The organism is Rhodanobacter humi (genome assembly GCF_041107455.1).
Lineage (GTDB): Bacteria > Pseudomonadota > Gammaproteobacteria > Xanthomonadales > Rhodanobacteraceae > Rhodanobacter_A.
The window spans coordinates 420,763-444,698 of record NZ_JBGBPY010000001.1 but is presented as its reverse complement, the minus strand read 5'-3'; the positions used below and the strand labels follow the sequence as shown (position 1 = coordinate 444,698).

General features: G+C 67.6%; 28 protein-coding genes. 11 read left to right on the top strand and 17 right to left on the bottom strand.

The window, feature by feature from the left end; translation table 11 throughout:
• Positions 1 to 60 precede the first annotated feature (60 nt).
• The 14 genes from ccmE to AB7878_RS02020 form a co-directional block, all read right to left on the bottom strand.
• Positions 61 to 537, bottom strand: a complete 477-nt coding sequence (ccmE, locus tag AB7878_RS02085; RefSeq protein ID WP_369495701.1) for a cytochrome c maturation protein CcmE — start codon at positions 535 to 537, stop codon at positions 61 to 63.
• Positions 538 to 558: 21 nt separating this feature from the next.
• On the bottom strand, positions 559 to 798 hold the full coding sequence (gene ccmD / locus AB7878_RS02080) for a heme exporter protein CcmD (protein ID WP_369492766.1): 240 nt from the start codon (positions 796 to 798) through the stop codon (positions 559 to 561).
• On the bottom strand, positions 795 to 1,553 hold the full coding sequence (locus AB7878_RS02075) for a heme ABC transporter permease (protein WP_369492765.1): 759 nt from the start codon (positions 1,551 to 1,553) through the stop codon (positions 795 to 797). The genes ccmD and AB7878_RS02075 overlap by 4 nt, the downstream gene beginning before the upstream one ends.
• A 314-nt stretch (positions 1,554 to 1,867) precedes the next feature.
• Positions 1,868 to 2,554, bottom strand: a complete 687-nt coding sequence (ccmB, locus tag AB7878_RS02070; RefSeq protein ID WP_369492764.1) for a heme exporter protein CcmB — start codon at positions 2,552 to 2,554, stop codon at positions 1,868 to 1,870.
• Positions 2,555 to 2,611: 57 nt separating this feature from the next.
• Positions 2,612 to 3,244 (bottom strand): cytochrome c biogenesis heme-transporting ATPase CcmA, encoded by a 633-nt coding sequence (ccmA, locus tag AB7878_RS02065; protein WP_369492763.1) that lies wholly within the window; start codon positions 3,242 to 3,244, stop codon positions 2,612 to 2,614.
• A gap of 64 nt (positions 3,245 to 3,308) precedes the next feature.
• On the bottom strand, positions 3,309 to 3,728 hold the full coding sequence (locus tag AB7878_RS02060; protein ID WP_369492762.1) for a DUF3293 domain-containing protein: 420 nt from the start codon (positions 3,726 to 3,728) through the stop codon (positions 3,309 to 3,311).
• Positions 3,721 to 5,127 (bottom strand): FAD-dependent oxidoreductase, encoded by a 1,407-nt coding sequence (locus AB7878_RS02055; RefSeq protein ID WP_369492761.1) that lies wholly within the window; start codon positions 5,125 to 5,127, stop codon positions 3,721 to 3,723. The genes AB7878_RS02060 and AB7878_RS02055 overlap by 8 nt, the downstream gene beginning before the upstream one ends.
• 76 nt (positions 5,128 to 5,203) lie before the next feature.
• Entirely contained in the window at positions 5,204 to 5,962 is a 759-nt protein-coding gene (phbB, locus tag AB7878_RS02050; RefSeq protein WP_369492760.1) for an acetoacetyl-CoA reductase, read from the bottom strand.
• A 198-nt stretch (positions 5,963 to 6,160) separates the two neighbouring features.
• Positions 6,161 to 6,655 carry a polyhydroxyalkanoate synthesis repressor PhaR gene (phaR, locus tag AB7878_RS02045; protein ID WP_077484303.1) on the bottom strand — a complete coding sequence of 165 codons (495 nt, stop codon included), beginning with the start codon at positions 6,653 to 6,655 and terminating at the stop codon, positions 6,161 to 6,163.
• A gap of 136 nt (positions 6,656 to 6,791) precedes the next feature.
• Entirely contained in the window at positions 6,792 to 8,345 is a 1,554-nt protein-coding gene (locus AB7878_RS02040; protein WP_369492759.1) for a DHA2 family efflux MFS transporter permease subunit, read from the bottom strand.
• Between the two features lie 87 nt (positions 8,346 to 8,432).
• Positions 8,433 to 9,620, bottom strand: coding sequence for an HlyD family secretion protein (locus AB7878_RS02035; protein WP_369492758.1), 1,188 nt, complete (start codon positions 9,618 to 9,620; stop codon positions 8,433 to 8,435).
• Entirely contained in the window at positions 9,617 to 11,149 is a 1,533-nt protein-coding gene (locus tag AB7878_RS02030) for an efflux transporter outer membrane subunit (RefSeq protein WP_369492757.1), read from the bottom strand. The genes AB7878_RS02035 and AB7878_RS02030 overlap by 4 nt, the downstream gene beginning before the upstream one ends.
• A 10-nt stretch (positions 11,150 to 11,159) precedes the next feature.
• Positions 11,160 to 11,684 carry a MarR family winged helix-turn-helix transcriptional regulator gene (locus tag AB7878_RS02025; protein WP_369492756.1) on the bottom strand — a complete coding sequence of 175 codons (525 nt, stop codon included), beginning with the start codon at positions 11,682 to 11,684 and terminating at the stop codon, positions 11,160 to 11,162.
• 69 nt (positions 11,685 to 11,753) lie between these two features.
• Entirely contained in the window at positions 11,754 to 12,533 is a 780-nt protein-coding gene (locus AB7878_RS02020) for a TatD family hydrolase (protein WP_369492755.1), read from the bottom strand.
• A 187-nt stretch (positions 12,534 to 12,720) separates the two neighbouring features.
• Between AB7878_RS02020 and AB7878_RS02015 the strand changes: the two genes are divergently transcribed.
• Together AB7878_RS02015 and AB7878_RS02010 are read left to right on the top strand one after the other, a co-directional pair.
• Positions 12,721 to 13,329: a glycine zipper 2TM domain-containing protein gene (locus AB7878_RS02015; RefSeq protein WP_369492754.1), complete on the top strand. Its 609-nt coding sequence runs from the start codon at positions 12,721 to 12,723 to the stop codon at positions 13,327 to 13,329.
• Positions 13,330 to 13,363: 34 nt separating this feature from the next.
• Positions 13,364 to 13,855, top strand: a complete 492-nt coding sequence (locus AB7878_RS02010) for an outer membrane lipoprotein (RefSeq protein WP_369492753.1) — start codon at positions 13,364 to 13,366, stop codon at positions 13,853 to 13,855.
• A gap of 81 nt (positions 13,856 to 13,936) precedes the next feature.
• Here the strand turns inward: AB7878_RS02010 and AB7878_RS02005 are convergent, their stop codons facing one another.
• Positions 13,937 to 14,371, bottom strand: coding sequence for a cell wall hydrolase (locus AB7878_RS02005; protein WP_369492752.1), 435 nt, complete (start codon positions 14,369 to 14,371; stop codon positions 13,937 to 13,939).
• Positions 14,372 to 14,832: 461 nt separating this feature from the next.
• On the bottom strand, positions 14,833 to 15,636 hold the full coding sequence (ygfZ, locus tag AB7878_RS02000) for a CAF17-like 4Fe-4S cluster assembly/insertion protein YgfZ (protein ID WP_369492751.1): 804 nt from the start codon (positions 15,634 to 15,636) through the stop codon (positions 14,833 to 14,835).
• Positions 15,637 to 15,769: 133 nt separating this feature from the next.
• Here ygfZ and AB7878_RS01995 point away from each other — a divergent pair, with 133 nt between their 5' ends.
• From AB7878_RS01995 to lolD, 9 genes are all read left to right on the top strand, one after another.
• Complete coding sequence (locus AB7878_RS01995) at positions 15,770 to 15,937, top strand: DUF1674 domain-containing protein (protein WP_369492750.1); 168 nt, start codon at positions 15,770 to 15,772, stop codon at positions 15,935 to 15,937.
• Between the two features lie 84 nt (positions 15,938 to 16,021).
• Positions 16,022 to 16,417, top strand: a complete 396-nt coding sequence (gene sdhC / locus AB7878_RS01990) for a succinate dehydrogenase, cytochrome b556 subunit (RefSeq protein ID WP_369492749.1) — start codon at positions 16,022 to 16,024, stop codon at positions 16,415 to 16,417.
• Positions 16,414 to 16,815, top strand: a complete 402-nt coding sequence (gene sdhD / locus AB7878_RS01985) for a succinate dehydrogenase, hydrophobic membrane anchor protein (RefSeq protein ID WP_369492748.1) — start codon at positions 16,414 to 16,416, stop codon at positions 16,813 to 16,815. Before sdhC ends, sdhD begins: the two co-directional genes overlap by 4 nt.
• Positions 16,816 to 17,077: 262 nt before the next feature.
• On the top strand, positions 17,078 to 18,865 hold the full coding sequence (gene sdhA / locus AB7878_RS01980; protein ID WP_369492747.1) for a succinate dehydrogenase flavoprotein subunit: 1,788 nt from the start codon (positions 17,078 to 17,080) through the stop codon (positions 18,863 to 18,865).
• A 21-nt stretch (positions 18,866 to 18,886) separates the two neighbouring features.
• On the top strand, positions 18,887 to 19,666 hold the full coding sequence (locus AB7878_RS01975) for a succinate dehydrogenase iron-sulfur subunit (RefSeq protein ID WP_369492746.1): 780 nt from the start codon (positions 18,887 to 18,889) through the stop codon (positions 19,664 to 19,666).
• Positions 19,667 to 19,921: 255 nt separating this feature from the next.
• Positions 19,922 to 20,164 carry an FAD assembly factor SdhE gene (locus AB7878_RS01970; RefSeq protein ID WP_369492745.1) on the top strand — a complete coding sequence of 81 codons (243 nt, stop codon included), beginning with the start codon at positions 19,922 to 19,924 and terminating at the stop codon, positions 20,162 to 20,164.
• The gene (locus AB7878_RS01965; protein ID WP_369492744.1) at positions 20,136 to 20,573 is read left to right on the top strand and encodes a protein YgfX; all 438 of its coding nucleotides are present in this window, start codon (positions 20,136 to 20,138) and stop codon (positions 20,571 to 20,573) included. The genes AB7878_RS01970 and AB7878_RS01965 overlap by 29 nt, the downstream gene beginning before the upstream one ends.
• A 106-nt stretch (positions 20,574 to 20,679) precedes the next feature.
• The gene (locus tag AB7878_RS01960; RefSeq protein ID WP_369492743.1) at positions 20,680 to 21,921 is read left to right on the top strand and encodes a lipoprotein-releasing ABC transporter permease subunit; all 1,242 of its coding nucleotides are present in this window, start codon (positions 20,680 to 20,682) and stop codon (positions 21,919 to 21,921) included.
• Positions 21,914 to 22,627 carry a lipoprotein-releasing ABC transporter ATP-binding protein LolD gene (gene lolD, locus AB7878_RS01955; protein ID WP_369492742.1) on the top strand — a complete coding sequence of 238 codons (714 nt, stop codon included), beginning with the start codon at positions 21,914 to 21,916 and terminating at the stop codon, positions 22,625 to 22,627. Before AB7878_RS01960 ends, lolD begins: the two co-directional genes overlap by 8 nt.
• 762 nt (positions 22,628 to 23,389) lie before the next feature.
• Here the strand turns inward: lolD and AB7878_RS01950 are convergent.
• Positions 23,390 to 23,935 (bottom strand): hypothetical protein, encoded by a 546-nt coding sequence (locus AB7878_RS01950; protein ID WP_369492741.1) that lies wholly within the window; start codon positions 23,933 to 23,935, stop codon positions 23,390 to 23,392.
• Between the last annotated feature and the right edge of the window lies 1 nt (position 23,936).

Here is a 23,936-nt window from a genome sequence, read left to right as displayed (position 1 = left end):
TGCGACGCGATGGACATGGTCTTGCTCCGGTCAGGCGATGGAGGACGGGACGCGATGGGCTTACCCGCCACCCGTTCCCCGTTCCCCGTTCCCCTCTTCTTCGATCTTCTTGTCGGCATGCGCCTTCGCCATCGCGTCCTTCAGTTCCTTCGGCATGTAGGTCTCGTCGTGCTTGGCGAGCACCTCGGTGGCCACGAAGCGGGCGCCGTCCATGTGGCCGGTGGCGATCACCGACTGGTTGTCGCGGAACAGGTCGGGCAGGATGCCGGTGTATTCCACCGGCATCGCGCCGCCGGCGTCGACCACGGTGAAGGTGACCTGCAGCGAATCCTTGCTGCGCTGGATCGAGCCGCCCTTGACCATGCCGCCGAGACGGAAGGTCTTGTACTGCGTCGCCTGCCCCGACTGCACCTGGCTCGGGGTGAACAGGTAGTTCATGTTCTGCTGCAGCGCGTACACGCCGAGGCTGATCGCCAGGGCGGCGGCGATCGCCACCACGACCACGATGGTGAGCCGGCGCTTGCGGGTGGGGTTCATGGCCATGCGTGTTCCTGCCCCTCAGGGCAAAGGCGTGACGGAAGGGGACGGAGCGCGGCGCTCACGCGCGGCCTGGCGCGCCAGCCGGTCGCGCAGTTCGCGCAGGATGCGGCGGCGGCGCAGCCGCGGCGCCACGTTGTCGGCGACCAGCACGGCGAAGAACACCGCATAGGCCGGCCATACATAAGCCGCATAGCCGCCCATCCTGAAGAAGGTGGCCGCGTCGCCACCCACGGCCAGTAAGTGCTGCATGGCGCTCATGGAGTTGCCTCCGCCTCGGCGATCCGGCGCACCCAATCCTTGCCGCCTTCCAGCGCCAGCAGGTCGGTGCGCGCGCGGCGGCACAGGCTGGCCGCGTAGTAGGCCTTGGTGGCCAGCGTCATCACCAGCAGCGGCCACAGCATGTCCCAGGCCATCTTCGAATGGCCGAACACGTTCACCGTGCTGCCTTGGTGCAGCGTGTTCCACCACACCACCGAGTAATGCACGATCGGCACGTTGATCACGCCGATGATCGCGAGGAAGCTCGCGGCGCGCGCGCCCTGGCGACGATCCTCGAACGCGTGGTACAGCCCGATCACGCCGAGGTACAGGAACAGCAGCACCAGTTCGGAAGTGAGCCGCGCATCCCAGGTCCACCAGGTGCCCCACATCGGCTTGCCCCACAGCGAGCCGGTGACCAGGGTGATGAGGGTGAAGGCCGCGCCGATCGGCGCCGATTCCATCGCCACCACCTCGGCCAGCTTCATGCGCCACACCAGCGCCATGAAGCCGGAAACGCCCATCACCGCGTAGACGAACATGCTCATCCACGCGCTGGGCACGTGGATGAAGATGATGCGGTAGGCGTCGCCCTGCTGGTAATCCGCCGGCGCCAGCACCAGGCCGCCGTACAGGCCGATCGCGCCGGCGAGCAGCGCCAGCCCCATCGCCCATGGCCGCACCGCGCCCGCGAAGCGGTAGAACGTCGGCGGCGAGCCGAGCTTGTGCAACCAGAGCGGGATCCACTTCGACATGCTAGAGCCTGCTAATGCCCGCCAAGTGCCCCGCGCCGGGATCTGTTTGCGCGCAGCCCAAGGAAGAACGAAGGAGTGGACGTCGGTCCACGACCGAGTGATGACGCAGGCATGCGGGCAAACAGACCCGGCCCGCACGCGGGGAGAGTCCATGGATGGACTCGGCTTTGAGGAGCGAGGAAGGGTTGCCATCAAGTGGCCGCCATGCGGCAGCGCGCGGCTTGGCCTGACGGCCAGTCAGGCCGGCGCCACGCCCTACCACCTGACGACCACTCGATGACAACGCGAGGTACTTGGTGGGCATTAGCAGGCTCTCAGGCGTCCAGGGCAATGCGCAGGGCCGCCGCGCAGGCCAGTGGCGCCAACACTACGCAGAGGATGAGTGCGGCGCCCAGCCAAGCGACCGGGGCGAACCACGGAAGGCCCTCTTGGGCGGCTGCCACGGCACCGGCCGCGAAGATCACCGCCGGCACGCACAGCGGCAGCAACATCAAGGCCAGCAGCATACCAGAGCGCCGCGTGCCGGCCGTCAGCGCCACCAGCACCGCGCCGAGCAGGCTGAGCAGCGGCGTGGCCAGCAGCAGGGCGAGCAGCAGCGCGGGTATCGCGGTGGTCGGCAGGTGCAGCATCCCGGCCAGCAGCGGCGCGATCACGATCAGCGGCAGCGCGGTGGCGAGCCAGTGCGCGAGGATCTTCATGCCCAGCATCAGCGCCAGCGGCTGCGGCGCCAGCACCAGCTGTTCCAGCGAACCATCCTCGATGTCGCTGGCGAACATCGCGTCCAGCGCCAGCAGCATCGCCAGCAGCACGGTCACCAGCACCACGCCGCCCGCGATCCGCTGCAGCAACGCCAAATCCGGCCCCAGCGCGAATGGAAACAGCACCACCACGATCACCGCGTACAACACCGGCATCGCCAGGTCGCCGCGCCGCCGCCACGCCAGCAGGAGATCCCGCCGCAACATCGCGGCGCAGGCTTGCGGCAGCGAGGCACGGCTCATGGCTGTGCTCCCTGCCCTGCGCGCAGGGGGAGGGAAATGGAGACATGGCGATGCGGCTTATGCATGCATGCGTATCCGCTGCGGCTCGCCGCCGTGGAACCCCACCGCGCCATGGCTGCTCACCAGCACGGCGCCGCCGGCTGCCACGTGCCGCTCCAGCAGGCGGTTGACCAGCGCGATGCCGTGCCAGTCGAGGTTCGCGTACGGCTCGTCGAGCAGCCACAGCGCCGCCGGCTGCAGCAGCAGGCGCGCCAGCGCGGCACGCTTCTTCTGCCCGGCGGAGAGCCGCCGCAGCGGCTCGTCCCCGTAGCCGGCGAGGCCGACTTCGTCGAGCACGGCATCCATCGTGATGTCGTCGCGCCGGCCGTGCAGGCCCGTCGCAAAGGCGAGATTCTCGCGTGGACCCAGCTCCAGCTTCTGGCCCAGCTGGTGGCCGAGGAACAGGATCTCGCCCGCACAGGTCTCGCGCTGCCACGGCGCGCCGCGCCACAGCAGCCGGCCCTCGCTCACGTGCAACAGGCCGGCCAGCAGGCGCAGCAAGGTGGTCTTGCCGCTGCCGTTGTCGCCCTCGACCAGGGCCAGTTCGCCCGCGTGCAGGCGGAAATCCAGCGGCGCGAACACCGGCTCGTCCTGGCGGTGGAAGCTCAGGCGATGCGCTTCGAGCAAGGGGGTGGAAGTCGCTGCGGTCATTGCTTCCATTGTCCGCAATGCCTCGCGGGCTTGTCCATGCGGCGTGCTGCCGCTGGGCGGCGACTCAAGTCTGCGTGCTGTTCAGCAGGCGCAGCTCGGCCGGGCCATCGGCCACGCCATGCACGTAGGCGAGTTGTCCGTGCTGGCGCGCCAGCGCATCCAGCGTCGCGCCGTCGGCGCCCACGGTGAACAGGCTGGGCTCGCTCCAGCCGCTGGTGCCTACGCCGATGGCCGGGTACACCGCGACGCCGGGCAAGCTGCGCAAGGCGTCGAGCAGCTCGCGCTGGGCGGCAGCGTTCTCGGCCGGCGCGCGGCGCCGCGCCTGCGGGTTCCAGGCGGTGATGAAGCCCCACGGCCGCGCACCGATCACGCCGGCCAGCTCGGGCTGCGGTCGCAGATTGATGCGGATCGTCGACCAGATGACCGTGTCGATGCTGACCCAGTAGGCCGTGCTGAGAAAGGCTTCTTGCAGTGAATCATCCATGGCGCAATACCGGCAAAGGGGACAGGCGAGCTTGCAGCATGGCCGCGGCCGCATCGAGGTCGACGGCTTCGACATCGGGCGCGCCGTGCAGCAGCTCCTCCAGCAGCACATCCTGGGCGCGCCCGCGTTCCAGCGCGTAGGTGTAGGGCAGGTGGGTGAAGGTGACCAGCCGGTAGCGCGCCATGTAATGGCCGGGGATGCGCTCGGCCAGCTGCGCGCCCAGCGCGCGCTTGGCGAGGTAGTGCGGATCGGCCACCGAATCGCGCATCTCCACGTAGTTCTCCAGCGCCATCGCGGCGATCGCGTTCGCGTTCGGCTGGCGGATGCGCTGGAACTCGGCGAACACGCCAGCGCTGTCGTGTGGCGATGCGGCGAGCAGCTCGGCCAGCGTCACCGTGTCCTCGAAGCCGCAATTCATGCCCTGGCCGTGGAACGGCACGATGGCGTGCGCCGCGTCGCCCACCAGCAGGGCGCGACCATCGAGGTGCCAGCGGTCCAGATACAGCGTGGACAGCGTGCCCACCGGATGCCCGGCGTAGTCCGCGTCGAAGCGCGGGATCAGCGGCAGCAGGTCGGGGAAGTCCGCGGCGAAGAACGCGCGCGCCGCGGCGGCGTCGGGCAGGGTGGCGAAGCTGGGATGCGGGCCTTGCGCGGGCAGGAACAGCGTCACCGTGAAGCTGCCCTCGGCGTTCGGCAGCGCGATGCACATGTAGCCGCCGCGCGGCCAGATATGCAGCGCATGCGGCTCCAGCGCGAAGCAGCCCTGGCCGCCGGCCTGTTGTGCCAGTTCGGGCGGCAAGGTGTCGGCGGCGGGAATCTCCAGCTCCTTGTAGCCGTGGCCCAGCGGCTCGATGCGCTCGCCCAGCGGCGCGTGCGCGTTCATCGCCGCGCGCAGCGCCGAGCCCGCGCCGTCGGCGCCGATCAGCAGGTCGGCGTCGTGCTCGCGCAGCGTGCCGTCTTCGTCGGCCAACCGGATGCGGCGTCGTTCGAAGTCCGCGTCCAGCAGCGACTGGCCGAAATGGAAGCGCACGCCGGAGGCCTCGGCCGCGTCCAGCAGCAGCATGTTCAGCGCTCCGCGCGACACCGACCAGATCACCTCGCTGTCGTCCACGCCGTAGCGCTGCAACCCGCTGGTGCCGTTCGTCGCGTGCACCATGCGCCCGCGCATCATCACCGCGCGCAGCAGCACCTCGTCGGCCAGGCCCGCCGTGCGCAGCGCCTGCAGGCCACGCTCGGCCAGCGCGAGGTTGATCGAACGCCCGCCCAGGAAACCCGCGCGGCGCGGATCGGGCCGCTTCTCGAACACCTCCACCGCAAAACCGTGCTGCGCCAGCTGCCGCGCCAGCAGGGCGCCCACCAGGCCGCCGCCGATCAGGGTGAGGGATGGACGCTGCGTCATGTCGCGTTCCGTCGAAGGGATCGCGCCACTGTTCCGCAAGCGGCGCGCGACTGCAATACGCGCCGCGTTACGCGCCTCAGAAGCTCATGAAATACCCGCCGTTCACCGGCAGGTTGACGCCGGTGAGGTAGCCGGCGTCGTCGGCGGTGAGGAAGGTCACGGCGCGGGCGATGTCGGTGGGCTGGCCCAGCCGACCCACCGGGATGCCGGCGACGATCTGGGCGCGGATCTCGGCGGGCACCGCAGCTACCATGGGCGTGTCGCAGTAGCCGGGCGAGACGGTGTTGACGGTGACGCCCTTGCGTGCGGTCTCGCGCGCCAGCGCCATGCTGAAACCGTGCACGCCGGCCTTGGCGGCGGAGTAGTTGGTCTGGCCGAACTGGCCGGTCTGGCCGTTCACCGAGCTGATGTTGACGATGCGGCCGAAGCCGCGCGTGCTCATGCCCTCCACCACGGCGTGGCAGGTGTTGAACAGGCCGTCGAGGTTCACCCGCATCAGCTCATGCCATTGCGTGGGCGTCATCTTGCGCAGGCTGGCGTCGCGGGTGATGCCGGCGGCGTTGACCAGGATGTCCACGCCGCCATGCTCGCGTTCGAGGCGACCGATCAGCGCGGCGCAGGCGGCGTGGTCGCTGACGTCCATCGCTTCGTGGCCGATCGCGTCGCCGAACTCGGCGACGGCCTCGCGGAAGCCCGTGAGGCGCGACTCGCTGGCGGGCAGGTCGGCAGCGACCACGCGGCGGCCGGCCTTGGCCAACTGGCGGCAGATTTCGGTGCCGAGGCCGCCGAGGCCGCCGGTGACCAGGGCCAGGCGGGAAGTGGGGGATGCGCTCATGGATGGTTGTCCAGGTCTATTGCGATCGTCACTGGTCGCGAAAATCACATGGGCGACCATCCATGGCCGCACTTTCGGGACTTTTGCGATCGTCCCTGATCGCGAAGATCAAGTGAGCGGCCATCCGTGGCCGCACTCTTCAAGGAAAACAAAACGCGCCGCTTTAGGCGGCGCGTGGGAGAGGGGAGTGGCGTGGCCTCAGCCGGTCTTCTTGTGGCCGCCGCGGCTGCCGCCTTGCGGGGTGATCTGCGCGGCGGCGTCGAGCAGGCCGCGCTGCATGGTCTTCCACGCGTCCATGTTGCGCTCGGTCAGCTCGTTCACCATCGCCCACGGGGTCTGCCCCATCAGGCTGTTGAGCTGGGTGCGGAACTGCTGCTGCTGGTCGAGGAACACCTGCAGGCTGCGCTCCAGGTACGGGCCCATGAAGCCCTGCAGCGAGTCGCCGTAGAAGCGGATGATCTGGCTGAGCAGTTGGGGCGACAGCATCGGCTGCCCCTTCTCCTCGTGCTCGGAGATGATCTGCAGCAGCACGGAGCGGGTGAGATCCTCGCCGGTCTTGGCATCGCGGACTTCGAAGTCCTCGTTGTCCAGCACCAGCTGACGCACCTCCTCCAGCGTGATGTAGCTGGAGATCTCGGTGTCGTAGAGCCGACGGTTCGGGTACTTTTTGATGGTGCGCTTGGTTTGTGCCATGCAACGAAGCTAGCAGAGAATATTGCGCCGCACCAGTAGACCACTGGCATGCATGCGGCGGAATTGGTCTGCTCCGCGACGGGCCGTGGCGTGGCGATGTGCGCCGCAGTGGTCTGCAGCAAAGCCCGGTGCGGGCTCAGTGCCCCATGGCACCGCCCGCGCTGCCGAACGGCGGTTTGGCGAACCACAGGATCGGGATCAGCAGCAGGAACAGCACCGCGCAGCCCCAGAACACGTCGTTCACCGCCAGGGTGAGCGCCTCGCGGTTCACCAGCTGGTCGATCAGCCCCAGGCTCTGCTGATGCGGCATGCCGTGGTGGGCGAGGTCCTGCAGGAACTGCGTGGCCGCGGGGTGGCCGGGGCTGACGTTCTCGGTGAGGTTGGCATGGTGCAGTTCGCTGCGGTGCTGCCACAGCGTCACCGTGATCGCAGTGGACATGGAGGAACCCATGGTGCGGCAGAAGTTGGACAGGCCCGAGGCGCTGGCGATCTCCGAGGCGGGCAGGCCGGACAGGTAGATCTGGTTCAGCGGGATGAAGAAGCAGGGGATGGCCAAGCCCATCACGAAGCGGGGCACCACCAGTGTGCCGAACGAGGCGTTGCTGTCGAAGCTGGCGAACCAGTACGAGGTGAGCGCGAAGATCACGAACGCGAAGGTCACCACCGCGCGCAATTCCAGCCGGTGCATGTTCTTGCCCAGGATCGGCGACAGCAGGAAGGCCAGCACGCCTACCGGCGCGGTGGCGAGGCCGGCCCAGGTGGCGGTGTAACCCAGGTCGATCTGCAGCCACAGCGGGAACACCACGTTGATGCCGAAGAACGCGAACATGCCCAGCGTCAGCGCCACCACGCCCACGGTGAAGTTGCGCTGCTTGAACAGCGAGAGGTCGACCACCGGATGCTTGGCGTGGATCTCCCACACGACGAGGAAGGTGAGGCAGACCAGCGCGGTGATGCCCAGCGTGAGGATCAGCGGCGACGCGAACCAGTCGTGGTCGTTGCCGTTGTCCAGCATGAACTGCAGGCAACCCACGCCCACCACCAGCAGCACCAGACCCACCATGTCGATCGGCGCCTTGAAGGTCTTCGTCTCGCGCTTGTGCAGGATCGACCAGGTGATCACCGCCGCGGCGATGCCCACCGGCAAGTTGATGTAGAAGATCCACGGCCACGAGAAGTTGTCGGTGAGCCAGCCGCCCAGGATCGGGCCGAAAATCGGCGCCACCACCACGGTCATCGCCCACAGCGCCAGCGCAATGCCCTGCTTCTCCTTCGGGTAACTGGTCAGCAGCAGGGTCAGCGACAGCGCCACCATCGGGCCGGAGCCGGCGCCCTGCAGCAGGCGGCAGACCACCAGCATCGGCATCGTGGTGGCCACGCCGCACAGCATCGAGAACACCACGAACAGCAGCACCGAGACCACGAAGGTGCGCACCTCGCCGAAGCGCCGCGCGATCCAACCGGTGAGCGGCTGCATGATCGCGCTGGCCAGCGCGTAGGAACTGATCGTCCAGGTGCCCTCATTCGGGCTCACGCCCAGGCTGCCGGAGATGTGCGGCACGGCCACGTTGACAATGGTCATGTCCAGCACCTCCATGAAGGTGCTGAACGCGACGGCGATGGTGAGCAGCGCCAGCGGACCGCCGTGCAGCGGCTTCAGCGGGGCGGCGTTCTCAGGCGTGGTGGCCATGGGGATTCGCTGGGTATGGGGGGCGGGTCGCGGCTGAAGCCGCTCCTACGATCCGGCGTGTTGCAGGAGCGGCTTCAGCCGCGATGCTTATTTGCCGAGGTTCGCCTCGATCACCTTCTCGGCCTCGGCGTCGGCCTGGCTGGCGATCTGGTCGTACACCGTGGTCTCGGCGGCCGGCAGGGCGGGGCCGGCGGCCAGCACCTTGCCCTGGTCATGGCTGATGTCCACGGTGACGTCGGCGGACAGGCCCACGCGCAGCGGATGCTCGTCCAGCTCCTTGTCGTCCAGCGCGATGCGCACCGGCACGCGCTGCACCACCTTGATCCAGTTGCCGGTGGCGTTCTGCGCGGGCAGCAGCGAGAACACGCTGCCGGTGCCGGCGCCCAGGCCGACCACCTTGCCGCGGTATTCCACCTTGCCGCCGTAGAGGTCGGTGGTGATCTTCGCGGGTTGGCCGATGCGGATGTGGCGCAGCTGGTTTTCCTTGAAGTTCGCGTCCACCCACAGGTCGTGCAGCGGCACCACGCTCATCAGCGCCTGGCCGGGCGCCACGCTGTTGCCCAGTTGCACGCTGCGCTCGGCCACGTAGCCGGACACCGGCGCCACGATGGTGTTGCGCTGCGCGGCCACCCAGGCGGCGCGGAAGTTCGCGCGCGCCTGCTGCACGGCGGGGTTGCCCGCGATGTCGGTGCCGGCGATCGCGGCATGCGCGGCCTTGGCCTGGGCCTGGGCCGCATCCAGCGCGGCCTGTGCGCCGGCCACGGCGTCGCGCAGGTGCTGCACGATCTCGGGCGATTCGGCCTGCGCGGCGACCAGCGGCAGGTGGCGCTTGAGGTCGGCCTGGGCCTTCTGCAGTTCGATCTTGCGCGCTGCCACCGCGGCGTCGGCACCGCTGGCGCTGTCGGTCTGGCCGCGCACCTGGCGCACCGCGAGCGCCAGCGCACTGCGGGCCTGGCGCAGGCGCACATCGGCGTCGGTGGGATCGAGGCGCACCAGCACCTGGCCGGCGTCGACGTGCTCGGTGTTGTCGGCGAGCACCGCGACCACGGTGCCGGGCACCTGGGCGGAGATGCCCACCAGGTTGCCGCCCACGTAGGCATTGTCGGTGCTCTCGCGGGTGGAGAACACGAAGAACCAGAGCAGGAACCAGGTCAGCGCGGCGAGGATGAACACCGCCGTCACGATCGCCAACGCACGCCGGCGCTTGGGCGGATTCTTGGCGGCGAAGCCGCTGTCGTTGCGGTCCTGCGGCTGGGCGGACTCGGTGGCGCTCATGGGCGGGGGCTCCGGCTGGCGTTCTTGGAAGGTGAAGTCGGGGAAGTGGGAGTCGCGCTGGCGGTGTCGGCGGGCATGCGGTAGCCGCCGCCCAGCGCCTTGATCAGGGCGAGATCGGTGGTCAGCGCCTGGGCATGCAGGCTGACCGCCTGGTCCTGCTGCTGCAGCAACTGCGCCTGCGCGGCCAGGCCTTCACGGGCGTCGCGCACGCCCTGGCGCAGGCGGGCCTGCGCGCTGGCGACGAGACGCTCGTCGGCGTCGATCTGCTGCGTCTGCTGCCGGCGGGTCGTGGCCAGTTGCTCGGCGGCCAGCGCCTGGCTGGCGACCTCGCGGGCGGCGTGGAACACGGTGGCGTTGTACTGCGCCACCGTATCGTCGAGCTGGGCGCGGCTGATGCCGTAGGCGGCCTTCAGCCGGCCGCCCTCGAAGATCGGCAGGTGCAGCGCAGGGGTGAGCCCGAACACGCGGCTGCCCGCGCTGAACACGTTGCCCAGGCTGCCGGAACTGCCGCCGCCGAACAGTGCGGGCGCGCCCTGGTTGGTGCTGGACAGTCCGGCCATCGCAGTGATGCTGATGTCCGGGAAGAACTGCGCGCGGGCCACGTCGGTCTGCTTCAGCGCCGCCTCCACCTGCCAGCGGCTGGCGGCGATGTCGGGGCGGCGGGCGATCAGATCGAGCTTCGCGTCGGCGGGCAGGGCGCCGCCGGTGGCGGGCAACGGCCGTGGTACGAGCGGTGGCAGCTGCGCAGGCGCCACGCCGAGCAGGGCGGCCAGCGCCACCTTGCGGATCTGCGCCGAGCTTTCCAGCGCGGTCTGTGCCTGCTGCACGGCGATGACGCGCGAATGGGCCTCCTGCACGGTATCGGGCAGGTCCACGCCTTGCCGCACGCGCAGCTCGGCGATGTCGAGCAGGTGCTGTTGCACGGCCAGCGACTGCCGGGCCAGCGCCAGCCGGGCCTCGTCGGCCAGCCAGCCGAAATAAGTGTCGGCTACCGCGTTCTGGATCGTCAGCGCGGCCGCGCTGCGCTGGGCTTCGGCGGCGTGCGCCTGGTCCAGCGCGCTCTCGATCGCGGCGCGCTTCTTGCCCCACCAGTCGAAGTCGTACTGGAACTGCACGCCCAGGTCGGCCTGGTTGTACCAGGTGAAGCCGAGCAGCTGCGGCGGCATCAGGCCGTGTTCGCTGATCCGTTGCCGGCTGAGCTGGGCCGTGCCGTTGATGCTCAGTCCGGCCTGCGCGGCGGCGAGCTTCACCGACTGCTCGGCCGTGTGCACGCGGCCCTGCGCCTGGACGAGGTCGGGCGACTGCTGCAGCGCCGTCGCCATCAGCTCGTCGAGTTGCGGATCGTCATAGGCGCGCCACCAGTCGGTGGCCGGCCAACCGGCGCGGGTGGGTGCCGAAAGGCCGGCCAGCGGCACGTCGTCGCGCAGCGCGGGATGCTGCAGCTTCGGTGGCGCAAACGCGCAGCCGGCGAGCGTCAGCGCTACGGCAAGTGCCAGTGCCGCGCGCGGGCGAGGCGGGGCGAGGGTCATCGATGGCTCCTCACGACGCGTCGTCCGCGTCGAGCTGGTCGAGGTTGCGGGCGAGCTTGCGCAGCAGGCGGCTGAGCTGACGCCGGTCGGTGGCGCTGAAACCGGCGAACATCGCCTCCACGCGGGGAAACATCGGCGGCAGCAGCTTCTGCACGAAGCGGCGGCCGGCGGCGGTGATGCGGATCAGCACGCGGCGGCGATCCTCGGCGCTGGCGCCGCGCGAGATCAGGCCGCGCTGGACCAGCGCATTGCCGATGCGGGTCATGTTGGTGCTGCCCTGCGAGGTGAACTCGCACAGTTCGCCGGGGGTGGAGCTGCCGTCCGGGCGGCTGTACAGCATCATCAGGGTGAGGAACTCGCTGTGGTTCAGCTGGTGCTGCCGGATTTGTTCCCCCAGCCCATCGTCGAGGCGGGCACTCACCATCACCAACAACCGGCACAGCGTGACCTGCTCCACGGGCAGATGCGGGATGACCTCGTGCATCCGCCCGATACCCTCGTCCATCATCGCGATGCAGTTGTCGAGACGCGCCATTTCACCAATTCATATTTCACCAGTGAAATAAATTCTGGCGTGGCTTGCCGTGCAGTGCAAGTGCCGCGATCAACTGGTTGCGGGTTCCGGCAGTCGAAACAACTTGCGGGCGTTGGCGGTGGTGGCAGCAGCCACCACATGCTCCGGCTCGCCGCGCAGCGCCGCCACGCAACGCAGCACCTCGGCGACGCTGGCCGGCTCGTTGCGCTGGCCGCGGTGGTTCGCGTTGGGCTGGTCGGGTGCGTCGCTCTCCAGCAGCAGGAACTCGATCGGCATGTCCGCCACGATGCGGCGCAGGCGCTGCGCCCGCTCGTAGGTCACCGGTCCGCCAATGCCGACCATGAAGCCGAGATCCCGCAGCCGGAGTGCCTGCTCCTCGCTGCCGGAGAAGCTGTGCACCACGCCGTGCACGCCGGGATGGCGCCGCAGCGTGAGGATCACTTCCTCCAGTGCCTGCCGGGCGTGCACGATCACCGGCAGGCGGAGCTCGCGGGCCAGCGCCAGCTGCCGCACAAAGTAATCGCGCTGCAGTGCGGGATCCAGTTCGTGCGCGTGGAAGTCCAGCCCGATCTCGCCGACCGCCACGGCAGCGTTCGCATCACACCATGACAACAGCGCATCCACATCGTCGGGCGCATGCTGTCGCAGGTACAGCGGATGCAGGCCGTAGGCGGGAAACAGCGTGCGCGGATGCGCCGCGCAGAGGTCGCGGATGCGCGTCCAACTGGCTGCGTCCACGGCCGGCACCACCAGCTGCTCGATGCCGGCATCGCGCGCCCGCTGCAGCACCTGGTCGCGGTCGGCATCGAAGGCGTGGTCGTCAAGATGGACGTGGCTGTCGGCAAGCACGGGCGTGATGCGTCTCTCGTTTTCCGACACCGGACGCCGATGCCAGCTGAAGCGATCTCAACGTGAAGTTAGTGTAACGGCGACGGTCTAGGTGTTATTCAGATACGTGAAGGTTCAATGGCGCTGCAGGTCGCAGGTGGGGCATGTCGCACTCGTCGCGGCCGGACACTGACAGAGGAGGATGGATATGAACAGGTTGATGGTCAATGCACTCAATGTGGGGATTGCTGCCGCGCTGGCCGTCGGCTTGTCGGCCTGCAATCGCAGCGCCGATGCCGGCACGCAAGGCGCGCAGGCGGCGGCCTCCGCAGCGGCGCCGATGCCAGCGCAGCAGCCGGCGCAATCGGCTGGCCCGCAGTACGCCCAGGTGGTCAGCGTGACGCCGGTGCGTTCGTCCGGGACGGCGGCGCATCAGGTCTGCCGCGACGAGGTGGTGAATCACACCGCGCCGCCGAAGGACCAGCACAACATTGCCGGCACCGCGATCGGCGCCGTCGCCGGTGGCCTGCTCGGCCACATGGTCGGCGGCGGCAAGGGCAAGACGCTGGCCACGGTGGCCGGCGCGGTGGGTGGCGGCTACGCCGGCAACCGCATCGAGAACGCGCATCACCAGCCGCAGGTGACTCAGACGACGGAGCAGCGTTGCAGCACGGTCGCCGGCAGCAGCGGCAAGATCGTCGGTTACGACGTGCAGTACGTGTACAACGGCGTCACCCGCACCACGCGCATGGATCACGACCCGGGCGACCGCGTGCAGGTGCAGGAGGGCGTGACCGCCGTTTCGGACGCCCGTTGATCACCGGTCCCGCAGCCCTCGAAGGAGCAGTGCAATGAACATCACCATGCGACGCATCGTTCCGGCGGCCGTGTTGGCGGCGGGGCTGGCGCTGGCCGGTTGCGCCACCGGTCCCGGGTACGGCAACGGTGGCTACCGACAGGGTTACGGGCAAGGCTCTGGCGGCGGCTACGGCCGCTGCCAGAGTTGCGGCGTGGTGCAGGACGTGCAGCCGGTGTACGTCGACAGCGGCAACAACAACGGTGGCGTGTTGGGTGCGGTGATCGGCGCCGTGGCCGGCGGCGTGCTGGGCAGCACCATCGGCAAGGGTGACGGCCGCAAGGCCGCCACGGTGGTCGGTGCGGTGGCCGGCGGTGTCGTCGGCAACCAGATCGGCAAGCGTTCTGATGACAATGGCGGCAATGCCTGGCGGATCGTGGTGCGGCTGGACAACGGGCAGTACGCCACGGTGACCCAGCGCGACAACCCGAATGTGCGCAACGGCGACTACGTGCAGGTGCGCGACGGGCAGGTCTACCCGATGTAGGTCGTGCGAAGTGGACGTCCGGATGTCTGGACGTCTGGATGTCCAAATGAAAAGGCCCTCGCAAGAGGGCCTTTTTCTTTCTCAGTTCACGGCGTAGAAGGTGTGGTCGCCGATTGTGATCGATGGCTTGTTGCGCGACCAAGCGGGCGCCACCGCCACGGTGGCGAAGTGATCGGCGCGTGGCACCACTGCGCTGCGCTGGTTTGCCGGCAGCTGCCAGACGTGGATCATCCGTCCGGCGATTTCCCATGCCTTGTGGAAAGCCTCGACGTTGGTGATCTCGAACGAGCCGGGTGTGGTGGTGGTGGCGAACTGGTGCGGCGCCATCACGACTTCGCACACCGTGTTGCCCCACTGGCCGCGTTCGCGGCGGCGCATTGCCACTTCGGCGACGGCCATCTGGCCGACGGTGGATTGGCTGCGTGCCTCCAGGTACACCGTCGTGGCCAGGCACGCCTGGTTCGCGACGGGTTGCGGCATCAGAGTGGTCATCCACAACAGCATGGAAAGTTTCATTGTCTGCCTCCAGCGTGCTGTACGCGCAGACCAGGGAACTGTCCGGGCGCCGTTGCGGTGGACGGGCTGGCAGGCCGTTCCACCTGGATTGATCGCACAGCCGAAACTTGTGGCTGGGCGAATGCCACGGGATTGTGGCGTTCGAGCGGCGGCATCTGTGCCGATCGAGGATGTTGTCGAGGCGCTGCGCGGCAGCGGTGCCGTGTAGCCTGCAACTTGTTCCGCACTTGGGCGGGTGTTCCATCCGGCGTTCTTCACCGGGTCGCGCCGATACGGAATCTTCCGGTTCGTCGCGTGCTTCGGCAGCCGTGGGTGGCGGATGCCGCATCGATAGGGTGGGCGGAGCCTAACGGCGGATTTTTTTCACGGCAAGTGCCGGGGCGTTCCGATTCAACGCACACTCATGCAAAACGTCGACAAAAGTGAACGACTGTTCACGCAACTGCGACGATGTGCACGCTTCAGCTCTCCCAGCGATGTTGCACGTACAACCTCAGGCCATCGTCGAGTTGCAGTGCGTCGCGCTCTGTCATCGTCGACGCGATGTCGTCGTTCAACACCGCGAGTGCGTCGATGCTGTTGCCGTCGTCGACGACATCGAGCAGCACGCCGATGTCGTTGCCGTCGCGATGCAGGATGTCGCCGGCGATCGCGTTGCGCGTCAGGCGCACATTGCAAAGATGTCGCTTGTGCCCGCCGCGCCAGTGCAGGCGCGCAACGATTTCCTGGCCGGGATAGCAGCCCTTGTCGATCGCGACGGCTTGCAGGCGATGCAGCGACAGCGCGGGCGGCAGCAAGGCATCAAGTGCGGAAGCCGGCAGCCAGGGCCAGCCCAGTTGGATTTGTGCTCGTCGCCAGTGCTCGTCGCCCGTGCCGTCGGCAACGAGCTGCAGACTGTGCGCGCCGCAACCCAGTGCGACGGTGTTCGATGCGATGTGCACGGTGTGCAGCGGCAATGCGGCATCGGTGGCCAGCGCCGACCATGGCGACGGTTGCAGTGTGAGCCTGGAGCGGAACACGTAGCGTCGCAGGACCTCGCCCAGCGTCGCCGCGTCGCCGCCGCGCAGCAGCAGCAGCAGGCGTTGCTCATCCAGTCGCGCCAGATGGAATAGTGCACGCACGCGGCCCTGCGCACTCAGCCAGGCGCTGAACTGCCACGCGCCGACGGCGAGCGACTGGACGTTGCTGCTGAATTGCGCGTGCGCGAAGGCGAGCGCGTCGGGACCTTCGATCAACAGGGTTTCGGCGTGGCGGGTAGTCGACATAGACACATGCAGGTGTGGTCGGCGGCGGCGGAACACAAGTCATCGCGGCGCCCGGTGCAGGCAGCGTTCGCGACATTCGTCAAGGTTGTGCGGCACTGCGGCAAGTATTAACCTTCGGCGGCTTGCAATGACCATGTCCGACACTTCCCGCTCAACCGAGTCCAGGCCTGCATCCGCTCCGGCGGAACCGCCGGTCGTGCCCGCGCAACCGGCGGGGGAGCAGGAGGCGACGGAGCGGCCGGCGCTCGATCCCACCCGCTACGGCGACTGGGAAAAGAACGGGCGCTGCATCGACTTCTGATGCGTCGCGCGGCGGCATGCGTCGTCGCGCGTTGCGGCCCGGTTTGACAGACAGCTTCAGCGATTCCACTTCAGGATAGCCGCCATGGCAGACACGCGACGACCGCTCTCTCCCCACATGCAGATCTACAAGTGGCAAGTGCAGATGGTGACCTCCATCCTGCATCGCGCCACCGGCATCGCGCTGGCCGTGGGCACGCTGCTGGTGGTCTGGGGCCTGCTGGCGCTGGCCGGCGGCGAAAGCCACTTCGACCAGTTCAAGACTTGCATCGGCAGCCCGCTGGGCATCGTCTTGCTGGTCGGCTGGAGCTGGGCGCTGTTCTATCACTTGTGCAACGGCATCCGTCACTTGGTGCAGGACACCGGCGCGGGTTATGCGATTCCGCAGTTCGTGCGTTCGAGCTGGCTGTCGGTGATCGTCAGCCTGGTGCTGGTGATCCTCGTCTGGGCCTGGGTGCTGACCGCCGGAGGTGCCGCATGAGCGCGAACGCGAAGGATCTGCGCCATCCGCTGAAGCGCGCGCGTGGCCTCGGCTCCGCGCAGTCGGGCGTGGGCCACTGGTGGACGCAGCGCGTCACCGCCGCCGCGCTGATCCTGCTCGGCGTGTGGTTCGTCATCACCGTGCTGTCGCTGCTGCATGCCGAGTACGCCACGGCGAAGGCCGCGGTGGCGAAGCCGTGGAACGCACTGCTGCTGATCCTGTTCATCGTCACCATGTTCTGGCACGCCGTGCTCGGCCTGCAGGTGGTGATCGAAGACTACGTGCACACCCGATGGAAGGAAGTGGTGCTGCTGGTGGCGATCAAGTTCCTCGCGGTGCTGTGCGCGCTCGCGGGCGTGCTGGCCGTGCTGCGCATCGCATTGGGAGTGGGGCCTTGATGTCGTATGCAAAGCAGGCCGCGTTGCCTGGCAGTGGTTGCCAGGTGGTAGCGCACCGCGCAGGGCAGGGTGGCCCCCTGTTCAAGCGGCGGGCTGCCGCATGGCGGCCACTGCCAGGCAACCCTGCGGGCCATGGCTGTTTGCCCGCGGTACTGCGTCATCGCTCAGTCGCGTATCGACATACGCTCCTTCGCTCATCCTTGTCCCGCGCGCAAACAGCTCATGGCGCGGCCTGCTTTGCATACGACATCAAGGCCTGACCGTGGAAAGCTACAAGATCCAGCAGCACAAGTACGACGTGGTGGTGGTCGGCGCCGGCGGCGCCGGCCTGCGCGCCACCTTCGGCCTGGCCGAGAAGGGCCTGAAGGCCGCCTGCATCACCAAGGTGTTCCCGACCCGCTCGCATACCGTGGCGGCGCAGGGCGGCATCGCCGCCGCGCTCGGCAACATGGGCGAGGACGACTGGCGCTTCCATTTCTACGACACCGTGAAGGGTGGCGACTGGCTGGGCGACCAGGACGCGATCGAGTACATGTGCAAGAACGCGCCGCAGTCGGTGATCGAGCTGGAGCACTACGGCGTGCCGTTCTCGCGCACCGAGGACGGCCACATTTACCAGCGCCCGTTCGGCGGCATGACCACGCACTACGGCAAGGGCACCGCGCAGCGCACCTGCGCCGCCGCCGACCGCACCGGCCACGCGATCCTGCACACGCTGTACCAGCAGGCACTGGCGCACGATGCCGAGTTCTTCGTCGAGTACTTCGCGATCGACCTGATCTTCGACGACGAGGGCGTCTGCCGCGGCGTGCTGGCGCTGGACATGAACGAGGGCACGCTGCACCTGTTCCGCGGCCAGGCCGTGGTGCTGGCCACCGGCGGCTACGGTCGCGCCTATTTCAGCGCCACTTCGGCGCACACCTGCACCGGCGACGGCGGCGGCATGGTGCTGCGTGCCGGCCTGGCGCTGCAGGACATGGAGTTCGTGCAGTTCCATCCCACCGGCATCTACGGTGCCGGCTGCCTCATTACTGAAGGCGTGCGCGGCGAAGGCGGCTACCTCACCAATTCCGAGGGCGAGCGCTTCATGGAGCGCTATGCGCCCAGCGCCAAGGATCTGGCCTCGCGCGACGTGGTCAGCCGCGCCATCACCATCGAGATCCGCGAAGGCCGCGGTGTGGGCGAGCACAAGGACCACGCCTTCCTCAACCTGATGCATCTCGGCCCCGAGGTGATCCACGAGCGCCTGCCGGGCATTGCCGAGTCGGCGCGCATCTTCGCCGGTGTGGACGTGACCAGGGAGCCGATCCCGATCCTGCCCACGGTGCACTACAACATGGGCGGCATCCCGACCAACTACCACGGCGAAGTGGTGCAGAAGAAGGGTGGCGACGTCGACGCCGTGGTGCCGGGCCTGTTCGCGATCGGCGAGGCGGCCTGCGTGTCGGTGCATGGCGGCAACCGTCTGGGTTCCAACTCGCTGCTCGACCTGGTGGTGTTCGGCCGCGCGGTGGCGCACCGCTGCGCCGAACTCATCCAGCCCGGCGCCGCGCACAAGGACCTGCCGGCCAGTGCGCTGGACCAGGCGCTGGCCCGCTTCGATGGCCTGCGCCACGCCAGCGGCGAGCTGCCCACCGCACAGATCCGCCTCGACATGCAGCGCACCATGCAGACCGATGCCGCGGTGTTCCGCACGGGTGAAACGCTCAAGGAAGGCTGCGAGAAGATCGACGCCGTGCACGCCTCGTTCAAGCACGTGAAGGTCAGCGATCGTTCGATGGTGTGGAACTCCGACCTGATCGAGACGCTGGAGCTGGCCAACCTGCTCGACCAGGCCGTGGCCACCATGCACTCGGCCGAGCAGCGCCCGGAAAGCCGCGGCGCCCATGCGCGCGAGGACTTCCCCGACCGCAACGACGCCGAGTGGATGAAGCACACCATGGTCAAGGTGGACGAAAACGGCAAGACCAGCTTCGACTACCGCCCGGTGCACATGTTCACCCTGACCGACGAGGTCGAGGTGGTGCCGCCGAAGAAGCGCGTTTACTGATCCCCGGACTGGAGAGCCACTGTGGCAGAGTTTTCGCTACCCAAGAATTCCAAGATCCAGCCGGGCAAGCACTGGCCGGCGAAGGATGCGAAGAAGCCCCGCACCTTCCGCATCTACCGCTGGAGCCCGGACGACGGCCAGAACCCGCGCATCGACACCTACGAGGTCGATCTGGCCGCGTGCGGCCCGATGGTTCTGGACGCGCTGCTGAAGATCAAGAACGAGATCGACCCGACGCTCACGCTGCGCCGTTCCTGCCGCGAAGGCATCTGCGGTTCGTGCGCGATGAACATCGACGGCACCAACACGCTGGCCTGCATCTGCGCGATCGACAACGTGGCCAAGGGCGACGTGAAGATCTACCCGCTGCCGCACATGCCGGTGGTGAAGGATCTGGTGCCCGACCTCACCCACTTCTACGCCCAGTTCGCCTCGATCAAGCCGTGGATGCGCACGCAGAGCGCCGCGCCTGACAAGGAGCGCCTGCAGTCGCCGGAAGACCGCAAGAAGCTCGACGGCCTGTACGAGTGCATCCTGTGCGCCTGCTGCTCGACCAGCTGCCCCAGCTACTGGTGGAACGGCGACCGCTACCTCGGTCCGGCGATCCTGCTGCAGGCCTACCGCTGGATCGTGGACAGCCGCGACGAAGACACCGGCGCCCGCCTGGACGACCTGGAAGACCCGTTCAAGCTGTATCGCTGCCACACCATCATGAACTGCGCGCGCACCTGTCCGAAGGGTCTGAACCCGGCCAAGGCGATCGCGGAGATCAAGAAGCTGATGGTGGAGCGGCGCGCGTAAGAAACATCTTTCCCTTTCCCCCTCCGGGGAGAAGGGGCCCGAAGGGCGGATGTGGGGCGGGGGCTCGCGGGAAGGTTGAACGAGGAAGGCTACCGATGATGGATCGAGGCAAGATTGACCCCTCTCCCCAACCCTCTCCCTGCAGGGGAGAGGGGGTAAACGCGGCTTCGCAGCGTTGCTTTGTTGAAGCGCCCTCACTCCTACCCTCTCCCCGCAGAGGAGAGGGAGCGAACGCGGCGCTGCGCGCCAACTGTCATGGATAAGAGCGGGCGCCTCCGCTGGCGCACCCGCCGCGGCACCCGCGAGCTGGACGCGCTGTTCGGCAGCTGGCTCGATGAAGCCTTCCCGCATGCCGACGAGGCGCAACAGCAAGCCTTCGACGAACTGCTCGACGTGCAGGATCCCGACCTGTGGGATTGGGTGATGGGCCACGCGAAGGCGCCGCGCGCGGACTGGCAGGCGATCATCGATGACATCCGCGCCCGCCATCGGCTTTGAATACCGGCCCTCGCGCTGGTTGCCGCGCCTGCTGCTGGCCACGGCGATCTTGGCCATGCTGGCGGTGCTGCTGAGCGGCCTGCCGTGGTGGCTGAAGACGGCGCTATTCGTCGCCGTGGCGCTGGTCGCGCATCGTGCCATGCGGCGCTGGTCGGCCTCGCCGGTGCGGGCGGCGGGCTGGAGCGGCGAGGGCGGCTGGAGCCTGCGCCTCGCCGATCACAACGACTTGCCGGCCAGCCTGGCTTCGTTTCGCGTACTGGGCGCCTGCATCCTGCTGCGGCTGCGCGCCGCTCCGCTGGGCGAGCAGGTGCTGCTGCTGGCGCCGGACAACAGCGATGCGGACATCCGCCGCCGCCTGCGCATGCGGCTGGCTACCGTGCAACTGGACGAAGCCACGCCGCGCATCTGAACCCACGGCTTCCGCAGGCACTTCGCGGCGCCTGCGTTGTCCCAGCGAATGCCGGATAATGCCGGTTCCTTCGGGCGAGCCGCCCACCAAGAGCCTGCAACCGCCCATGTTCCGACCGCTCGAGCTTTTCATCGGCCTGCGCTACACCCGCGCCAAGCGGCGCAACCAGTTCATCTCCTTCATCTCCGCGGTCTCCATCGTCTGCATCTCGATCAGCGTGATCGCGCTGATCACGGTGATGTCGGTGATGAACGGCTTCGACTACCAGATGAAGACGCGCATCCTCGGCGCGATCTCGCACGCCACCATCTCCGGCATCGGCCAGAGCATCGAGGACTGGCCGCGTGCGCTGAAGATCGCCGAGGCGAATCCGCACGTGAAGGGCGCTGCGCCCTACGTGGAAATCCAGGCACTGCTGCAAGGCCGGGCGCCGGCCGCGGCGATGGTGCGCGGCGTCGATCCCGCGCTGGAACCCAAGGTGGTCGACATCGGCCAGCACATGGTGCGTGGCAAGCTCGACGCGCTCACGCCCGGCAGCTGGAACATCGTGCTGGGTCAGGATCTCGCCACCCAGCTCGGCGTGAACGTGGGCGACCAGGTGGTGATGGCGGTGCCGGAGTTCCGCGCCACGCCGTTCGGCGGCGTGCCGCGCATGCGCGGCTTCCACGTGGTCGGCACGTTCGCGATGGGCATGGAGCAGTTCGACTCCGGGCTCGCCCTGGTCAACATCCAGGACGCCGAGAAGCTCAACAGCTTGAGCGGCCCCAGCGGCATCCGCCTGAAGCTTGACGACCTGTTCAACGCGCGCCCGGTGGCGCACGAGCTGGCCGACCGGCTGGGCCAGATCTACCAGGTGCAGACCTGGGAGCAGACCAACGCGAACCTGTTCTCCGCGATCTCGATGGAGAAGAAGGTGATGGGCGTCATCCTGTCGCTGATCATCCTGGTGGCGGTGATCAACCTGGTCTCGATGCTGATGATGCTGGTCACCGACAAGCAGGCCGACATCGCGATCCTGCGCACGCTGGGCGCCACGCCGCGCAGCGTGATGGGCATGTTCATGGTGCAGGGCCTGCTGGTGGGCCTGGTCGGCATCGGCTTCGGCGTGAGCCTGGGTTCGCTGCTGTCGTGGAAACTGCCGGGCATCGTGAAGGTGATCGAGCACGTCTTCCACGTGCAGTTCCTCTCGCCGGACGTGTACTACATCAGCGAGGTACCCAGCCGGCTGGAACTGCACGACGTGGGCTGGGTGGCCCTGGTCACGTTCGCGTTCTCGCTGCTGGCCACCCTGTATCCCGCGTGGCGCGCCTCGCGCACGCAGCCGGCGCAGGCGCTGCGCTATGAGTGAGAAGAACCCGATGCCGTCGAACGATTGCGTGTTGCGCGCCCATCGCGTGGCCAAGACCTACACCGAGAGCGGCCTCAACACCCCGGTACTCAGCGACGTCAGCTTCGAGCTGAAGCGTGGCGAGACCATGGCCATCGTGGGCGCCTCCGGCACCGGCAAGAGCACCTTGCTGCACATCCTGGGTGGGCTGGACACGCTCTCCAGCGGCGAGGTGGAGGTGGACGGCCGCCAGCTGTCGAAGCTCTCCGACGCCGAGCGCGGCCGCGTGCGCAATCGTTCGCTGGGCTTCGTCTACCAGTTCCACCATCTGCTGCCCGAGTTCACCGCGCTGGAGAACGTATGCATGCCGCTGCTGATCCGCGGCACCGCGATCGCCGAGGCGCAGCAGCAGTCCAATGCCTTGCTGGAACGGGTGGGGCTGGGCGCGCGGGCCCACCACAAGCCCAGCGAGCTCTCCGGCGGCGAACGCCAGCGTTGCGCGGTGGCGCGCGCGCTGGTCACCAAACCCGCCTGCGTGCTGGGCGACGAGCCCACCGGCAACCTCGACGAGGGCAACGCGGCACAGGTCTACGAGCTGATGATCGAGCTCAATCGCGAGGTGGGCACCAGCTTCGTCCTGGTCACCCATGACCATCGCCTGGCGGGGCGGATGGATCGCACGCTGGTGCTGCACGGCGGCGTGTTGCGCGAGAAGCCGCGCGAATAGCTCCGTGGTTTTCCCCTCTCCCACTTGTGGGAGAGGGGTAGGGGAGAGGGGCTTTTGCTTCCGCGTTCTCGCAAGTTTCAAAGCGGTTTCGTGCGTCCTGCGGACGCCCGAGTTACTTCTCCTTTGCTTGTCCACGCCGCCGCAGGAGCGGCGGCGAACAGCGAAGCTGGCCTGCGAGGGCGGAGGGCAGGATGCCCGGAGTCAAGGAGAAGTAACCAAGAGGAAACGACACCCCGCGGCGTCGCTTTCCGTCCCTCCATGGACGGAAAGTCCGTGAGTCGTGGCCGGGCCGGCTTAAAGACGATAACTCGAGCTGGCTCCTGCCCGCGCGAAAAGGCGAGCTCATCCCTGATCTCGCCCGCTGCGCGGCCTTCTCGTCCCCGCCTCACCGCCGCCGAGGGGCCCCGAAAAAGCAGGCGCGTATTGTGCGCGCCAGAGGCGGACCCGGGTTACTCATACATCTTGTTGAGGAGCCACAAGCGCCCCACCGTTGTAGATCAGATCTGCCGGAACCCGCCCATCTATCGTGCTTCTGAGCTTTGCACCGTCGATAGGTACTCGCACCTCTGTACCGTCGGATCTCGCAAAGATGGGGAAGCATGACTCACCTTCTCGAAGAACTTCGCGAATCTCGATGCGATGAACTCCGTCACGCTCAACAACCACGAGCGCTTCGGGAAGGGAGTCTCTCGGATCTGTCATGTGAGGCCTAACGCTTGAGTTAAAGCGGCGGCGAAGCCGTCCGCCTTGAAATGTTCGGCCTCATAGCGCGCTCGACAATGCGCTAAAGACAGTGCGCGGACTCTTGGAGAGGCATGCTACGAGGGCCGATTTGACTGGTGGGTTACCACCACCTAGTGAGCCATAGGAAACAACAAGGTCTGGGCCTGCCCAATGAAGGCTAAAAGCGCCGTTGGTATTGCCGTTTGTGTAAGCGCGTACCAAGTAAGGTTTTGTTGAGGAGGGACAGTTGAAATTGGGGTGGTTGAAATACTGAAGATCGCTATGTTTTTGGGTCAAGAACGCTTCTGCAGAAAGGCGTCGTTCTGCGGCGGCCAGTTTATCGGCGGGAACCTCGAAGAAGGCGTCGCTTGGGATATGCACCCAAGATGCCCACCCGCCAGCAGACGCCGGAAGAGGTGCCAGCCATTTTTCTTGGGGCGCAGCTAGGGCCGGGAATGAAAGAACAATCAATGTCAGCGCTGCGATGTTTTTCATATGGCCTAACGCTGGAGTTAAGCGGCGGCGAAGCCGTCCGCCTTGAACGAGTAAAAAGAGACTTCCTCCCCTTACGGCCTCGAAGGCCATG

Excerpts from the sequence above, each read along its gene's own strand:
- AB7878_RS01995 (WP_369492750.1), top strand. The coding sequence starts at position 15,770 with ATGTCCGACACTTCCCGCTCAACCGAGTCCAGGCCTGCATCCGCTCCG.
- sdhD (WP_369492748.1), top strand. The coding sequence starts at position 16,414 with ATGAGCGCGAACGCGAAGGATCTGCGCCATCCGCTGAAGCGCGCGCGT.
- AB7878_RS02040 (WP_369492759.1), bottom strand. The coding sequence starts at position 8,345 with ATGGCCACCACGCCTGAGAACGCCGCCCCGCTGAAGCCGCTGCACGGC.
- ccmE (WP_369495701.1), bottom strand. The coding sequence starts at position 537 with ATGAACCCCACCCGCAAGCGCCGGCTCACCATCGTGGTCGTGGTGGCG.
- AB7878_RS01950 (WP_369492741.1), bottom strand. The coding sequence starts at position 23,935 with ATGGCCTTCGAGGCCGTAAGGGGAGGAAGTCTCTTTTTACTCGTTCAA.
- AB7878_RS02055 (WP_369492761.1), bottom strand. The coding sequence starts at position 5,127 with ATGACGCAGCGTCCATCCCTCACCCTGATCGGCGGCGGCCTGGTGGGC.
- AB7878_RS02075 (WP_369492765.1), bottom strand. The coding sequence starts at position 1,553 with ATGTCGAAGTGGATCCCGCTCTGGTTGCACAAGCTCGGCTCGCCGCCG.
- AB7878_RS02025 (WP_369492756.1), bottom strand. The coding sequence starts at position 11,684 with ATGGCGCGTCTCGACAACTGCATCGCGATGATGGACGAGGGTATCGGG.
- AB7878_RS01960 (WP_369492743.1), top strand. The coding sequence starts at position 20,680 with ATGTTCCGACCGCTCGAGCTTTTCATCGGCCTGCGCTACACCCGCGCC.
- ygfZ (WP_369492751.1), bottom strand. The coding sequence starts at position 15,636 with ATGTCGACTACCCGCCACGCCGAAACCCTGTTGATCGAAGGTCCCGAC.
- phaR (WP_077484303.1), bottom strand. The coding sequence starts at position 6,655 with ATGGCACAAACCAAGCGCACCATCAAAAAGTACCCGAACCGTCGGCTC.
- AB7878_RS01970 (WP_369492745.1), top strand. The coding sequence starts at position 19,922 with ATGGATAAGAGCGGGCGCCTCCGCTGGCGCACCCGCCGCGGCACCCGC.
- AB7878_RS02035 (WP_369492758.1), bottom strand. The coding sequence starts at position 9,620 with ATGAGCGCCACCGAGTCCGCCCAGCCGCAGGACCGCAACGACAGCGGC.
- sdhC (WP_369492749.1), top strand. The coding sequence starts at position 16,022 with ATGGCAGACACGCGACGACCGCTCTCTCCCCACATGCAGATCTACAAG.
- AB7878_RS02060 (WP_369492762.1), bottom strand. The coding sequence starts at position 3,728 with ATGGATGATTCACTGCAAGAAGCCTTTCTCAGCACGGCCTACTGGGTC.
- ccmD (WP_369492766.1), bottom strand. The coding sequence starts at position 798 with ATGAGCGCCATGCAGCACTTACTGGCCGTGGGTGGCGACGCGGCCACC.
- lolD (WP_369492742.1), top strand. The coding sequence starts at position 21,914 with ATGAGTGAGAAGAACCCGATGCCGTCGAACGATTGCGTGTTGCGCGCC.
- ccmA (WP_369492763.1), bottom strand. The coding sequence starts at position 3,244 with ATGACCGCAGCGACTTCCACCCCCTTGCTCGAAGCGCATCGCCTGAGC.
- AB7878_RS02015 (WP_369492754.1), top strand. The coding sequence starts at position 12,721 with ATGAACAGGTTGATGGTCAATGCACTCAATGTGGGGATTGCTGCCGCG.
- AB7878_RS02005 (WP_369492752.1), bottom strand. The coding sequence starts at position 14,371 with ATGAAACTTTCCATGCTGTTGTGGATGACCACTCTGATGCCGCAACCC.
- phbB (WP_369492760.1), bottom strand. The coding sequence starts at position 5,962 with ATGAGCGCATCCCCCACTTCCCGCCTGGCCCTGGTCACCGGCGGCCTC.
- AB7878_RS01965 (WP_369492744.1), top strand. The coding sequence starts at position 20,136 with ATGACATCCGCGCCCGCCATCGGCTTTGAATACCGGCCCTCGCGCTGG.
- AB7878_RS02030 (WP_369492757.1), bottom strand. The coding sequence starts at position 11,149 with ATGACCCTCGCCCCGCCTCGCCCGCGCGCGGCACTGGCACTTGCCGTA.
- ccmB (WP_369492764.1), bottom strand. The coding sequence starts at position 2,554 with ATGAGCCGTGCCTCGCTGCCGCAAGCCTGCGCCGCGATGTTGCGGCGG.
- AB7878_RS02010 (WP_369492753.1), top strand. The coding sequence starts at position 13,364 with ATGAACATCACCATGCGACGCATCGTTCCGGCGGCCGTGTTGGCGGCG.